Origin of the sequence: Enterovibrio qingdaonensis, assembly GCF_028683135.1 — a bacterium.
In the GTDB taxonomy this organism is placed as follows: domain Bacteria; phylum Pseudomonadota; class Gammaproteobacteria; order Enterobacterales; family Vibrionaceae; genus Enterovibrio; species Enterovibrio qingdaonensis.
The window spans coordinates 36,488-49,968 of sequence record NZ_JAJUBB010000002.1; the positions used below are offsets into that span (position 1 = coordinate 36,488).

General features: G+C 48.0%; 14 protein-coding genes. 8 read left to right on the top strand and 6 right to left on the bottom strand.

Annotated features, from left to right (window positions below; all coding sequences use genetic code 11):
• Positions 1–2 precede the first annotated feature (2 nt).
• Together fdhF and LRP49_RS03115 are read left to right on the top strand one after the other, a co-directional pair.
• Complete coding sequence (gene fdhF / locus LRP49_RS03110; RefSeq protein WP_274140142.1) at positions 3–2,873, top strand: formate dehydrogenase subunit alpha; 2,871 nt, start codon at positions 3–5, stop codon at positions 2,871–2,873.
• A gap of 17 nt (positions 2,874–2,890) precedes the next feature.
• On the top strand, positions 2,891–3,127 hold the full coding sequence (locus tag LRP49_RS03115; RefSeq protein WP_274140143.1) for a formate dehydrogenase subunit delta: 237 nt from the start codon (positions 2,891–2,893) through the stop codon (positions 3,125–3,127).
• Positions 3,128–3,253: 126 nt separating this feature from the next.
• Here the strand turns inward: LRP49_RS03115 and LRP49_RS03120 are convergent, their stop codons facing one another.
• Positions 3,254–4,531 (bottom strand): glutamate-5-semialdehyde dehydrogenase, encoded by a 1,278-nt coding sequence (locus tag LRP49_RS03120; RefSeq protein WP_274140144.1) that lies wholly within the window; start codon positions 4,529–4,531, stop codon positions 3,254–3,256.
• A gap of 145 nt (positions 4,532–4,676) precedes the next feature.
• Here LRP49_RS03120 and LRP49_RS03125 point away from each other — a divergent pair, with 145 nt between their 5' ends.
• Positions 4,677–5,129, top strand: coding sequence for a GNAT family N-acetyltransferase (locus LRP49_RS03125; protein ID WP_274140146.1), 453 nt, complete (start codon positions 4,677–4,679; stop codon positions 5,127–5,129).
• On the opposite strand, the gene LRP49_RS03130 is transcribed toward LRP49_RS03125, so the two are convergent.
• Positions 5,118–5,675 (bottom strand): TetR/AcrR family transcriptional regulator, encoded by a 558-nt coding sequence (locus LRP49_RS03130; RefSeq protein ID WP_274140147.1) that lies wholly within the window; start codon positions 5,673–5,675, stop codon positions 5,118–5,120. The genes LRP49_RS03125 and LRP49_RS03130 overlap by 12 nt on opposite strands.
• 84 nt (positions 5,676–5,759) lie before the next feature.
• On the opposite strand from LRP49_RS03130, the gene LRP49_RS03135 reads away from it, so the two are divergent.
• Complete coding sequence (locus LRP49_RS03135) at positions 5,760–6,293, top strand: dihydrofolate reductase family protein (RefSeq protein WP_274140148.1); 534 nt, start codon at positions 5,760–5,762, stop codon at positions 6,291–6,293.
• Positions 6,294–6,354: 61 nt separating this feature from the next.
• Here LRP49_RS03135 and LRP49_RS03140 read toward each other — a convergent pair whose 3' ends face one another.
• The 4 genes from LRP49_RS03140 to LRP49_RS03155 all read right to left on the bottom strand — a co-directional run bounded on the left by LRP49_RS03140 (position 6,355) and on the right by LRP49_RS03155 (position 10,137).
• Positions 6,355–6,966: a hypothetical protein gene (locus LRP49_RS03140; protein WP_274140150.1), complete on the bottom strand. Its 612-nt coding sequence runs from the start codon at positions 6,964–6,966 to the stop codon at positions 6,355–6,357.
• Between the two features lie 386 nt (positions 6,967–7,352).
• Positions 7,353–8,129, bottom strand: coding sequence for a siderophore-interacting protein (locus tag LRP49_RS03145; protein WP_274140151.1), 777 nt, complete (start codon positions 8,127–8,129; stop codon positions 7,353–7,355).
• 130 nt (positions 8,130–8,259) lie between these two features.
• A complete protein-coding gene (locus LRP49_RS03150; protein WP_274140152.1) occupies positions 8,260–9,399 on the bottom strand; it encodes a Gfo/Idh/MocA family protein in 1,140 nt (379 codons plus the stop codon).
• Between the two features lie 30 nt (positions 9,400–9,429).
• Positions 9,430–10,137: a GntR family transcriptional regulator gene (locus tag LRP49_RS03155; RefSeq protein ID WP_274140153.1), complete on the bottom strand. Its 708-nt coding sequence runs from the start codon at positions 10,135–10,137 to the stop codon at positions 9,430–9,432.
• Between the two features lie 224 nt (positions 10,138–10,361).
• On the opposite strand from LRP49_RS03155, the gene LRP49_RS03160 reads away from it, so the two are divergent.
• The 4 genes from LRP49_RS03160 to LRP49_RS03175 are packed head-to-tail and all read left to right on the top strand — an operon-like array spanning position 10,362 to position 13,455.
• Entirely contained in the window at positions 10,362–11,519 is a 1,158-nt protein-coding gene (locus LRP49_RS03160) for an LLM class flavin-dependent oxidoreductase (protein ID WP_274140154.1), read from the top strand.
• 30 nt (positions 11,520–11,549) lie between these two features.
• Positions 11,550–12,452 carry an aldo/keto reductase gene (locus tag LRP49_RS03165; protein ID WP_274140155.1) on the top strand — a complete coding sequence of 301 codons (903 nt, stop codon included), beginning with the start codon at positions 11,550–11,552 and terminating at the stop codon, positions 12,450–12,452.
• Positions 12,449–12,925: a flavin reductase family protein gene (locus tag LRP49_RS03170; protein ID WP_274140156.1), complete on the top strand. Its 477-nt coding sequence runs from the start codon at positions 12,449–12,451 to the stop codon at positions 12,923–12,925. Before LRP49_RS03165 ends, LRP49_RS03170 begins: the two co-directional genes overlap by 4 nt.
• Positions 12,925–13,455 carry a TRAP transporter small permease gene (locus LRP49_RS03175; protein ID WP_274140158.1) on the top strand — a complete coding sequence of 177 codons (531 nt, stop codon included), beginning with the start codon at positions 12,925–12,927 and terminating at the stop codon, positions 13,453–13,455. The genes LRP49_RS03170 and LRP49_RS03175 overlap by 1 nt, the downstream gene beginning before the upstream one ends.
• The last annotated feature ends 26 nt before the right edge of the window (positions 13,456–13,481 follow it).

The following is a 13,481-nucleotide window of genomic DNA, read 5'->3' on the forward strand; positions in this document are numbered from 1 at the left end:
CAATGGTTGAGTATTACATTCCCATTGAAGAAGGACGAAAGGACTTTGGAACACCCGAAATAATAAGTGACGATGCAGTCATGGTGTCGCTAACTATTGACGGTTGGCCAATATCTGTGCCCGAAGGCACGTCTGTGATGCGTGCGTCATCCATGCTGAATATCCAGATCCCCAAATTGTGTGCGACGGACAGTCTCGATGCGTTCGGATCGTGTCGACTCTGTGTCGTGGAAATTGAAGGGATGCGTGGAAAGCCTGCAGCGTGCACTACACCAGTTGCAGAAGGCATGGTGGTGACGACGCAGAGTGAAGTTATTCAAAAGTTACGACGTAACGTTATGGAGATGTATATCTCTGACCATCCTTTGGATTGTTTAACCTGTGCCGTGAACGGTGATTGTGAATTACAGGACATGGCAGGGGCGGTGGGATTGCGTGAAGTCAGGTATGGCTTTGACGGTGAAAACCACCTGAATATGGAAAAGGACACCTCCAATCCCTATTTCACCTTTGATACGTCAAAGTGCATCGTGTGTTCTCGCTGTGTTCGCGCTTGTGAGGAAATTCAGGGGCAACACGCTCTCACTGTTGAAGGACGCGGCTTCGACTCGCGCATAGCGGCCGGCTCTAACAACTTCATGGACTCTGAATGTGTGTCGTGTGGTGCGTGTGTTCAGGCCTGTCCGACGGCAGCGTTAACTGAGAACAGTGTGATAGAGCAGGGTACACCTAGTCATTACCGCATAACCACTTGTGCCTACTGTGGTGTGGGCTGCTCTTTCCGCGCTGAAATGCAAGGCGATCAACTTGTCAGAATGGTGCCGGATAAAGAGGGTAAAGCCAATCAGGGTCATTCTTGCGTAAAAGGACGATTTGCATTTGGGTATGCGACACATAAAGACCGCGTTCTTGATCCGATGATTAGAGAATCCATCGATCAGCCTTGGCGTAAGGTAAGTTGGGAAGACGCCATTTCTTTTGCAGCCGAAAGAATGAAAGGTATTCGTGAAAAACACGGCTCCAATGCGTTGGGTGGAATTACCTCTTCGCGTTGCACCAATGAAGAAACTTATTTGGTACAGAAATTGGTTCGCGCTGGCTTTGGAACAAACAACGTTGATACTTGTGCGCGAGTCTGTCATTCGCCAACAGGTTACGGATTAAAAACCACGCTCGGTGAATCGGCAGGTACGCAAACCTTCGACTCTGTACAAAAAGCGGATTGTGTCATTGTTATTGGTGCGAACCCGACCGATGGTCACCCCGTTTTTGCCTCTCAGCTCAAGCGTCGTTTACGCGAGGGTGCAAAGCTGATTGTGATTGACCCACGCCAAATTGATATTGTGAACGCGCCGCACGTACGGGCTCAGTACCATATTCAACTCAGGCCGGGTACCAACGTCGCGGTGTTGAATGCGTTAGCGCACGTGATTATCACGGAAGGGCTGGAAGACAGCGATTACATTGCCGACCGTTGCGATATGGTTGCGTATAACAAGTGGCGTACTTTCATCGCGCAAGAGGAGCATTCTCCAGAAGCAATGGAAGATGCTACGGGTGTTCCCGCCATGTTGATCAGAGATGCGGCGCGTATGTTCGCAAAGGCGAAAAACGGCGCGATTTACTATGGACTTGGGGTTACTGAGCATAGCCAAGGTAGTTCATCGGTGATGGCGATTGCCAATCTCGCTATGGCAACGGGCAATGTCGGTCGAGAGGGCGTAGGGGTGAACCCGCTACGTGGTCAGAATAACGTTCAAGGTAGTTGCGACATGGGGTCCTTCCCGCATGAATTACCGGGTTACCGTCACGTCTCTGATCCCGCAGTCCGAGCCTTGTTTGGCGGCGCATGGGGAGTCACTATTGACGATGAACCAGGCCTTCGAATCCCCAACATGTTTGATGCGGCGATTGCGGGTCGCTTTAAAGGTATGTATGTACAAGGTGAGGATATCGCGCAGTCTGACCCAAACATTCAACATGTAGAAGCTGCATTGTCTGCACTTGAGTGCTTGATCGTTCAGGATATATTTCTAAACGAAACGGCCAAGTTTGCGCATGTATTCTTGCCGGGTGCGACCTTCCTTGAGAAGGATGGTACCTTCACTAACGCCGAACGCCGTATTTCACCGGTTAGGAAAATCATGGCTCCGCTTTCGGGCAAAGCAGATTGGGAAGCGACCGTCGCGTTGTCCAATGCACTGGGCTATCAAATGAATTACAGCCATCCATCAGAAATTATGGATGAAATCGCTAAGCTCACACCAACCTTCCATGGGGTGAGCTATGAAAAAATCGATGAGCTGGGGTCTATACAATGGCCTTGCAACGATGAGGCACCAGAAGGCACACCGACCATGCACATCGGTCAATTCGTAAAAGGAAAAGGCAGCTTTGTTGTCACTGAATATGTTGCGACAGAGGAAAGGGTAAACAAACGCTTCCCATTGTTACTTACTACCGGACGGATTTTGTCTCAGTACAACGTTGGTGCACAGACCCGCCGCACGGACAATTCACATTGGCATAAAGAAGATGTGTTGGAAATTCATCCGCTAGATGCTGAAGACAGAGGGATAAAAGACGGCGGACTGATAACGGTGGCGAGCCGTGCGGGGGAGATTTCTTTACCCGCCAAAATCAGTAATCGCATGCAGCCGGGTGTCGTGTATACCACGTTCCATCACCCTGTTTCGGGTGTAAATGTGGTGACTACCGAAAATTCGGATTGGGCGACAAACTGTCCCGAATACAAAGTGACTGCGGTGCAAGTAAAAGTGGCGGTAGAAGAAGCCAACTGGCAAACCCGTTTTAAAGAATTTGATGAGCAACAACAAGCGCATCTCTCTGCTGCAACGCAAAATAACGATTAACCATTTAAGGAGGATAAATGGACGGAGAAACTCACCGCACACAACGCCTTTATGAAATGGCGAATCAGATAGCGGACAATCTGGAGCACGGCCGCAGCGACGATGAATCTATCGATGAGGTGGCATCCCACATACGACGGTTTTGGTCTCGTGATATGAAAGAAAGCTTGATTGATGCGGTTGGCGAGGGCGAACTGAATAACATCGCGGAGCAAGCGGCAAGCCAATTGGCCTTGGAGTATGGCAAGAAGTAATGCTCTGATGTTCTGATCGCTCAGAAAACGGTGGCAGACTGTGTCAGTTACTTTGATAAAACAGGGGGTCATATGACCCCCTGTTTGTTCGCGATTTGTGCGAAAAAGTGAATCTGGCTTTTAGCGTTAGGGTCTGACTTGTCCCGACCCAATGACGTGATATTTGTAAGTACACAACTGGTCAACGCCAACAGGGCCTCGCGCATGGATTTTCCCCGTAGAGATGCCAATTTCTGCGCCCATTCCAAACTCGCCACCGTCTGCAAACTGTGAAGATGTGTTGTGCATAACGATGCTGCTATCTACTTGGTTTAAGAAACAAGTTGCGACGTCAGCGTCGTTTGTCACGATACAATCAGTATGACCAGACCCAAATTTGTTGATGTGGTCAATGGCTCCATGGACACCATCAACAAACTTACAGGATAGCTTTTTGTCGAGATATTCTGTCGTCCAATCGGCAACGGTAGCTGCGCCAAGCGAAGGATTCAGTTTAACGAGGTCCTCATCACCAACCAGTTCGCAACCATTCTCAATCAGCGCAGATAAAATGGTCTGAACGAGAGTGTTATCGCATGACTTGTCAAACAACAGCGTCTCCATAGCACCACAAATTCCTGTCCTGCGGAGTTTTGCATTGAGAACGATATCGAGAGCCATTTTCGTATCGCAATCACTGTCAATATAGGTATGACAGATACCGTCTAAGTGACTAAGCACCGGCATTTTTGCCTCGTTGGCCACTTTTTCGATGAGGCGGTACCCTCCACGAGGGATAATGATGTCGATATATTTATCCATCGACAACATGGCAGTGACGGCATCTCTGCTTTTAGTCGGAATAACAGTGACACAGGCCGCAGGTAATCCATTTGAGACCAAGGCATCTTGTATTACCTTGCTAAGCATCAGTGAACTGTTGAAGCAGTCGGAGCCGCATCGCAAGACAACGGCGTTGTGAGATTTTAAACACAGAGCGGCGGCGTCAACAGTCACGTTTGGCCGAGATTCATAGATCATCCCAAGCACACCGATAGGGCAGGCTACGCGCAGTATATTTAACCCGTTTGGTCTTTCGTTTTGCCAAAGTGTTTTGCCAATGGGCGATTCGATTTCCACGATGGCCTCAACACTGTCTGCAAGAGCATTAAGTCGTGCCTGGTCAAGGAAAAGACGGTCAAGTATCGCAGAGGACATTCCACTCGCCTTCGCAGCGTCCATGTCTGCTTGGTTTGCAGTAATAATTTCATCAACTCTGCTTCTGATCCCCGAGGCTATAGACCGCAACGTGGCATTGACCACTTCGGGTTCTGCTTGAGCAAGCAACTTGGACGCGGATTTAGCGTCAGACCCGATAGTTTCCAGCATCTCAAAATAGTGCGCAGTGGTCTCGGTGTTAGTCATCAATAATCCTTTATTTAATGGCTGCAATTTGACCCTTCACTATCGCAGGTTTGCTCTTTGTTGCATAGTAAAGAACAAGGCGCGACGCGAACAACGGAATAATGCACCATTTATAGACGTGTAATTGTAACGGAGTATCTATTGGATGAACTTTTCACTGGTTATCGATCCCGCAAAAGACGACATAGAGGAAATTCGAGGGCATCTTATTAAGTACAACGATGCAAATCTTAACGGCGAAAAAGAAGAGCCTGTTGCCATCTTTGTCACTGGGGACGATGGCAATAAAATCGCGGGTATTACGGCTGAGCTATGGGGACAATGGCTGATTGTAAAGCTGCTGTGGGTGAGCGAAGCCCATCGCGCTGAGGCGTTGGGGAAAACGTTATTAACCCAGTTGGAAGCATTTGCTGTATCCAGAGGTTGCACAAAGGCACTCGTGGATACATTCAGTTTTCAGGCTCGTCCGTTTTACGAAATACAAGGTTATGTATGTCAATGGACGTTAGATGACTATCCCACATCTACAAAGCTACATTTCCTTGTGAAAGATTTGGTGAACGGTGCCCAGTTGGATGCGGCACACCTACGCAGTTAACGCGTTGCAATAAAGCGTTAGCGGTCCATTGATAAAGGTGGGCGTTAAGGCGCAGCCTGTTTGATTGCATCTCATCGCGAGGGCAAAGCCGTGCAAATAGTCGATAAGTAGACTCTCTGCATTGTGCTGCTTGTCTTGATTTAGGTTTAGCGGTTCTATAACAGTTAGGAAGCGTTCGCGAAACTTTTCCACCGGTCCATGGGATTTCATCGACAGTAGTGTTTCCAGCAATCCCGAATATTGTTCAAGCAGTTCAAGGTAGCTTTTACAAAGCGAACTCAACTCATTTTCCCAATCATCAGATGCCGTCGGTTGATAGATGTCATCGATTAGAGACGTTGTAATGGCTTCCAGTAGCGCATTTTTATTTTCGAAATAATGGTAGATAGCCATGGCATCAACCGTTAGTGAGCCTGCTAATGCGCGAATGCTAGGCACCTTGCCTTCTTGACGCATCAAAGCTTTGGCCGTGTCGATTATTGTTTCGCTGCTAAGGTTGCCAACACTGCCTGTTGGGCGTCCTCTTTTTTTACTCTTGACAGTCATTGTGCTTGCTTCATACAATTAATTCTACGTTGTAGAAATAATTCTATCGCGCGTTGTATTTCATGACAAGTAGAGAACGTTAACATGGCGAATATTGTATATATCGCAACCAGCCTTGATGGTTACATTGCTGACAAAGACAACAAACTGGATTGGCTGCATGACATTCCGAATCCAGAAGGGTCGGACTTCGGGTTTGCTGCGTTTATGGATAGAGTCGATGCGCTAGTCATGGGTCGCAATACATTGGAGATGGTACTAAGTTTTGACTGTGACTGGCCGTATTCCAAGCCTGTTTTCGTGTTGAGCAATACCCTTACTTCTGTGCCTAATGGCTACGAAGACAAAGTGTTTTTGGTTAAAGGCGAGTTGAGAAGCATTGTGGAAGACTTGAACGCGAAAGGGTTTGAAAACCTTTACGTTGATGGTGGATTGACTGTTCAAAGCTTCCTCAAAGAAGATTTGATCGACGAAATGATCATTACCACTATTCCTGTGTTGTTGGGCGGGGGTGTTTCCTTGTTCGGTGAGGTGGCTCAGCCGTTAAAGTTTAAACATGTTGAGGCAGAGCGATTGGCTGACTATATCGTCAAAAACCGATACCTGCGTGTTAGATAATTGCGTTGAAATAGAAAAAGGATGTCTAATAGACATCCTTTTTGCGTTTTAGATTTCTGACTTAAACCGTCTGCGGATAGGTAATGATCTTTGAGTCCATGTTCATTTGACAGACGCTGCCATCGGGGTGGATATAGACGAAACGACGCTTCCAATATCCGTCGTACTTCATGAAGAAGGCGATGCCAGCACCCGTGCCATCTACCTTCCACGTTTCATATTTGGTGGCACCCGTCGCCTGAATAATGCCGGAAATTTGTTCGCCGGTTGTTGCGCATGGGTGGTTATGAGCTGGCGTAATGATGTGAGCAAAATGCGGCAAACCTTTTGCAAAAAAAGCCCCTGCCAAACAACCTGAGAAGGGTCCTGTCGCTACCCACTCTTTGTCAGCTACTTTGCCTGTGTACGTTCCGTTGCCTTTTGCGCCATCATGACCTGGGCCATTTCCCAAGTAAGGGATCCATAAGCCACTTCCGTTTTCATCCGGTGCAATAGTAAAAGCACCTGTTTCCGAATCATGACTGATAGAAACCACGTGCTGCTGTTCAGTCACGTCGACGAGTTTGTTTTTGATGGGGGTTGAAGGTTTGTTTAAGAAGTACGAGTTAACACCACTAATCTTTCTAACGTTGGAAAAGTTGCTGAAGATTTTGTCTAACGCCATTCCATCCATGTAAAGAAACTCCATTCAGTCGAAATATTGTTGTTTAAGCCGCGCAGTTTTTAATAAGCCACTGCGACGTAAAAACGGTGTTATTGCGTTCGCACTACTTAGGAGAAATCTTTAAAAACACTCCGCTAAACACAAATCCTTAGCCGCAATTGCTCTTACAGAGTCGTGCGGGTTGCCATGATTTAGTTACAATTGCTCAACAATATAGCATTGAGTTACGTGTCTTATATTTGAGATGACTCACATTAAGGAATGTAACGTGACTGTTTGTGGCGAGAGATTGCGATGGAGTGTAAAAGTGCCTATAAAACATGGGGATATGTTTAGGTAAAAGTAGGTGCCCGCATCGTTTTTAGAGTGCAATACGGGCTTATCGAAAATGATGATTAGACGTCGGCCTCGGCGTCTTCACGTTTAATGACCTTATGCCCCTCTTCCGTCACGCCGTTTTTCCAATAGCTGCTGATATAGATATTGTCTCGGTCGACGTTTTTTTCATTGCGAAAATACTGCCGAAGCGCACGCATCGAATCAAACTCTGACGCACTCCAGATCGCTGCCGTCCCATCTAGCCAGTGCTTTGATTTTACACTGTCAGCTAACGAGGTTTTCTGGCTTTTGACCACCCATTCGATATTCATGTCTTTTGGTGCATCAAGCGGTTGAATATCCGACTCAGACAGAACTTCTATGACCGCATAGCCTTTTGCATTTTTAGGTAAGCCAGCAATTTTTACTGACAGGGCTGGTAGCGAGGTCATGTCGGCTGCGAGGAAAAACCAATCAGCTTCTTGGTTTATTTCCTGAATTGTGCCGGGTCCGGCGATATTGATTTCGTCCCCTGCTTTGGCTGTTAAAGCCCAGCGCGCGGCATGCCCACATCCAGCGTCTTGTGTAACGTGACGAACGAAGTCAACGGTGAGTGTCAGCGTATCAAAATTAAGCTCGCGAATCGTATAGGTGCGCAAAATTGGCCGTTGATTCTCGCCAAGCTTGCGAAGGTCAGTGCTGCCATCTGGCGCGAACATCAATTTGATATATCCGCCTTCGCAGTCAGTCGGGAAGCGAGACAGTCCGTCACCTTGCATGACAATTCGCTGCATGTTTGGTGTCAGTTGAATCGAAGACTGAACGACCAGTTTTATAGGGCTTGGTTTCTTCATTATTTATGCTGACCTTTTGTCGCTTAACCTGTTGCTAGCATACTGCCCTGTTTTGTTGTTTTCAATGATAATGGTTATCATTTGCGTAACTTTACGTTTCGTAATAGGGCAGAAATTTGCTGGGTGTCGGTTAGAACAAAAGGCCGTTTTCCTTGAGCGCAATGACTCTCTTTTCCTTGATGGACGCTTGTGCAGCAAGGCCAATGACCACGGCTTTTAAGCCATCGACTAAGGAAACTTCCACTGTCTGCTCACCCCAAATCGCGCATTGGAATTTCTGATGCTGGTAGAAGGTTGAACCGTTGTGATCGCCAGCTTCAAGCAAGGTTGGATCAACAGGGACCTCGACAGAACGTGGTCCTTTGGGGAAGCGGGGGCTGGAAATAACTTTGGCGACAGGGGCGTTACCAAGAGTTTCTTTCGGCCAAAACCTGTCCGGTCCTGGCACCAAACATTCAACCTTGCCCTGATCGCCGATCGCTGAGATTTCTTCTTGATAGGTTGCACCTTCAGCGAACATACATAACTCCAGATTGGCGCGGGCACCGTTATCAAACTCGACGGTGACGAAAGCATTGTCGAGAATGTCAGGGGTTTCTCCATCATAGGTTTCGTCGAGGTGGTTGACAGCTTGGCTGCCAGACGCGTAAACACGAACCGCATTGGCTTCGGTCATTAAACGCATTAAATCAAAAAAGTGGCAGCATTTTTCCACAAGTGTTCCGCCGGTTTTTCGGTTGAATCTGTTCCAGTCATTGACCTTTTCAAGAAAAGGAAAGCGATGTTCCCGTATTGAAAACAGGTGACCTCTTCCTATCTCTCCTTGACGTATTAGCGACAATAATTGGCTGACAGGAGGCATGTATCTGTATTCCATGGCAACCCAAATTGGCGCGTCATAATTGTTTGCCGCATCAAGCAGAAGACTCACCTCCTCTAAACGCGTGCAAATAGGTTTTTCAATGAGGATAGGTAAAGGTTGGCCAGCAGAAGACAGGCATTCTATCAATGTCAGAAGTTGCTCAACATGCTGATAGTTAGGGGTCGCAATCACCAATGCATCAATATCGTCTGAATTTAGCAATGCATCTATGCCATCAACAATGCGCGCTGTCGGCACGAGTTGATGGGCAAGGGTTCTCATCTGAATATTGGGATCTGCGAGCACGGTGACCTCGGCATTGTCCAATAACTGAATGTTACGAATGTGCTCTTGGCCCATCATGCCGCAACCGAGGATCCCGTATCGAACTAAGCCGTGAACTGCCATGGCGTTTCCTTGTTCATTGTGAATGAAAGTTTAGGTCCAACGCGCTGCGTAGCGCACCGTTTCTGGGTCGTACCAAGTGAAAGAAACTTCTTCAATTTTGTCTCGGTTAGACCAGCTTAAGCGCTCGATATAGCCTGCGGCTGAACCAACCTCAGGTGCAAAATCGCGGTGTTTCCAATCTGGCACCTTATCGACCGTAATGCTGTCTTGTACTTTTGAAATCCAGAATCCCAGTTTTTCTTGGTAGTAGACATAGAGAGATTCCACGACGTCTTTTGCGCAAATAGCATCAAAATGCGCACCGTCTATCCATATCTCTTCAATGGCCGCAGGTTGCTGGTCGAGTTTACGCAGCCGCCGAAAACGGCATAAAGGGGCGTTGGATGAAAGTCCGAGCAAAGAAGCGACATAGGTATTGGTATGTTGTTCGATACTGATAACGTCAGCGTTTGGTAAGCCACCGCCGGTTTGTAATTCGAGTCGGAAAAAATGGTATACAGCATTCTGTTCTTGCCCATTTTTCACGTAGGTGCCAGAACCTTGTTTGCGCTCCAGCAGCCCACTCTCTTCTAAATCGGCCAATGCTTTTCTTAGCGTCCCGACCGCAACGCCAAGCTTTTTTGCCAGCTCCGCTTCCGTGGGCAGTCGTTCGCCGGGCAACCAATAGCCTGCTGCAATTTCCCTGCGCAACAACTCACTTATCTGTACAAACATGGGTAAACGGGTTGATTCACTCATTGCTCTAAATTCTCAAAAAAGATAATGGCTTTTATTTGAGTAAGTTAAGACTCACTTTCGTTTTGGTTCGCGTAAATTCGGCTTAAATTCATTCATCATTGATTTACTTTTCTTGTTTATCTTATAGCATTTATTAACAATTCATTCACTAATGATTTTCATTCGAGGGTGAGAAAAGACGTCATCGTCAACAGGATGAAACAAAAACAATAAGGAGAGTGAGCATGAGCGTTGTGCCCATTACCAGTGAAGGGCTGGAAGCCTCGGAGGTATCCTGGTTTGCGCCATTATGCAGTGATGATTATCGCTTTCTTGGTGTGCCAGAAGGGCGATTAAGAAGCAGTTGGGAAAACACGAGAGATATTGTGTTAACGGCGGAAAAACAGGGATTTAGGAACATTTTATGCCCTTCGTCTTATCAGGTGGGGCAAGACACATTGACGTTCGCGTCAGCCATGGGGCCGCTAACTGAACGAATCAATTTACTCGCGGCAATTCGTTGCGGCGAGGTCCACCCGGCCATGCTGGCTCGCTCTGTTGCGACGTTAGATCACATTATGAAAGGGCGTCTGACGCTGAATGTTATTTCGTCAGACTTCCCCGGTGAGAAAGCAGACAGTGCGTTCCGCTACCGTCGCTCTAAAGAGGTGGTTGAGATTTTAAGGCAAGCGTGGACGCAGGATGAAATTCGCTACGACGGGGAAGTCTACAAACTGAGTGAGCTTTCGGCGGATCCCGTTAGACCTTATCAACAGAATGGCGGACCTTTGCTCTATTTCGGTGGTTATTCTCCTGATGCGTTGGAATTGTGCGGTTCTGAGTGTGATGTGTACCTGATGTGGCCTGAAACAGAGGACATGCTTGCGTCCCGAATGAAGGCAGTGAATGAGGTAGCGGCCCGTCACGGGCGAACCTTGGACTACGGCCTTCGGGTTCACATGGTGGTGCGTGATACCGAAGCGGAAGCAAAGGAATACGCGGAATCATTGGTATCAAAACTGGACGACGATTTTGGTCAGTCGATTCGAAATCGTGCCTTGGATTCAAAAAGTCTTGGGGTCGCGCTGCAATCACAGCAACGAGAGAGTGCCGATCAATTTGGCTACACAGAACCTAATCTTTGGACCGGAGTAGGGCGAGCACGTTCTGGTTGCGGTGCTGCGTTGGTTGGGAGTGTGGATCAAGTGCTGAGCAAAATTGAGCAATACCGAAAAATGGGGATCCGAGCATTCATTTTCTCTGGGTATCCGCACAAGAGCGAATGCGAAATTGTGGGTCAGAAAATCCTGCCAGAGCTCAAAACCTGCTCCTTGCCTCAGGAATATGGGCGTGTGCCTGCATCAACCCCTGCAACGCCTTTGGGTGTTGGCGAACGTAAATAGAAAATAAGCGCAGAAAATAGGAAAGCGTAAATGAAATACACCGAATTAGATGCAAGTTTACCCGCCTTCAGTCGCTTAGTTTACGGGGCATGGCGATTAGCCGATGATGCGAACACCTCTGAAGCGCATGTCCGTGCCAAAATCGATGCGTGTTTAGAACAGGGAATGACGACCTTTGACCATGCCGATATATATGGTGATTACCGTTGTGAGGCTGTGTTTGGTCAGTCGTTAGCCGCGGCACCTTCGCTGCGAGATCAAATTCAACTCGTTAGCAAATGCGACATTATGTTGCTGTCTGACCGTTTTCCTAGCAGACGAGTGAAGTACTATGACACGTCTGCCCGTCATATCCGCCACTCGGTGCAGCAGTCCTTGAGCCATTTGCACACTGATCATCTAGACCTACTTCTGATACACCGCCCAGACCCGTTTATGAACCACATTGAAACAGGTAGTGCGTTAGACGCTCTGGTAGATGAGGGGCTCGTCAAAGCGATTGGTGTTTCCAATTTCAAACGCTGGGATTGGGACTTGTTGCAATCCGCCATGAAGCATCCGTTAGTCACCAACCAAATCGAAATGAGCTTGATGGCAAGAGACTGTTTTTCTGACGGTACATTGCAGTTTATTCAGCAATACGGCGTTAAACCTATGGCGTGGTCGCCATTGGCAGGCGGCGAACTGTTTGGTAACAGTGTTGTCGCTGAGCGGGTTAAACCGCTTCTGCACCGTGAAGCTGAAAAGTTTGGTGTAGGAATAGACGCGATCGCAGTTGCATGGTTGTTGGCGCATCCTGCGGGCATTTTGCCTGTACTTGGTACCAACAACCTTGAACGTATTCGTGCCGCCAGCAATGCGTTAAACGTCACTCTTGATAGAGAAACATGGTTTGAGCTGTTAACTGCAGCAGCAGGGGAGGAAGTCGCATGAGCAGAGAGCTTCGCAATGCACTGTCATGCTTTGCAACGGGTGTAACCGTGATTACCACTCGACATCAGGGACAAGACTACGGGCTCACTTGCTCGTCGTTCAACTCTGTATCGCTAGAGCCGGCGATTGTGCTTTGGAGCATCAACAGTACATCTTCGAGTAAAGCCCCGATCCTTGAGTCAGGCGGATACACCGTCAGTGTATTGGCTGCAGAGCATTCCGAACTTGCCATGAAGTTTTGTAACAATAGCCATGAAGAACGCTTTAGAGATGTTGCGATCAGTCGTGCCCCCAGTGGCCGCGCGGTTATTGACGGGGCAGTAGCGTGGTTTGACTGTGATTTAAATGGCGTCATTGCAGCAGGTGATCACGACATTTTGTTAGGCAAGGTGACAGAGTTCAGCTCGCAACAAAACAGTGATGGTTTGGTGTTTGCGCGCAGTCGGTTTGGCCGGTTTGGAGAGGTTGCTTGATGGCGTTGCTGAGAACCAGCTTGAATTATCTGGAAACGCTGAACAGTTGGCTGGGGCGGGTTGGTGCCTCTATCGCTTGGGTGCTGGTGGCCTTGATGGTGGCCAGTATTCTGCTCCAAGTGGTATGCCGTTACGTATTCAATGCTGCCTTGCCTTGGCCAGAAGAAGTTGCTCGAGCTCTCATGATTTGGATGATGGCATTGGTGGCAGGCTCGGCCTATCGCAAAGGGATGTTTGTATCAATCGACATGATATACAACTACCTGCCAAGCACCATCGGCCGCGTCATCAAGGTGCTTTTGTTGCTTCTCGCGTTTGCCGTACTGGTGCAATTGTTCGTTATCGCACTGGAACTTTTCGACCGTGGTTTTCGGACTCGCGCCGCGTCTTTCCCTCTAAAACGCGCATGGATATACCTCGCGATGCCCGTTTGCTTTGGCACCATGTTGCTAGCGAATCTGGAAATGCTGCTTAAATCCGTGTTACCCGAAAAGGACGCAGCCGTAGCGGCGACCTCGGGTGAGGGATAACCCATCGAAAAACAAGGATGTTGTCG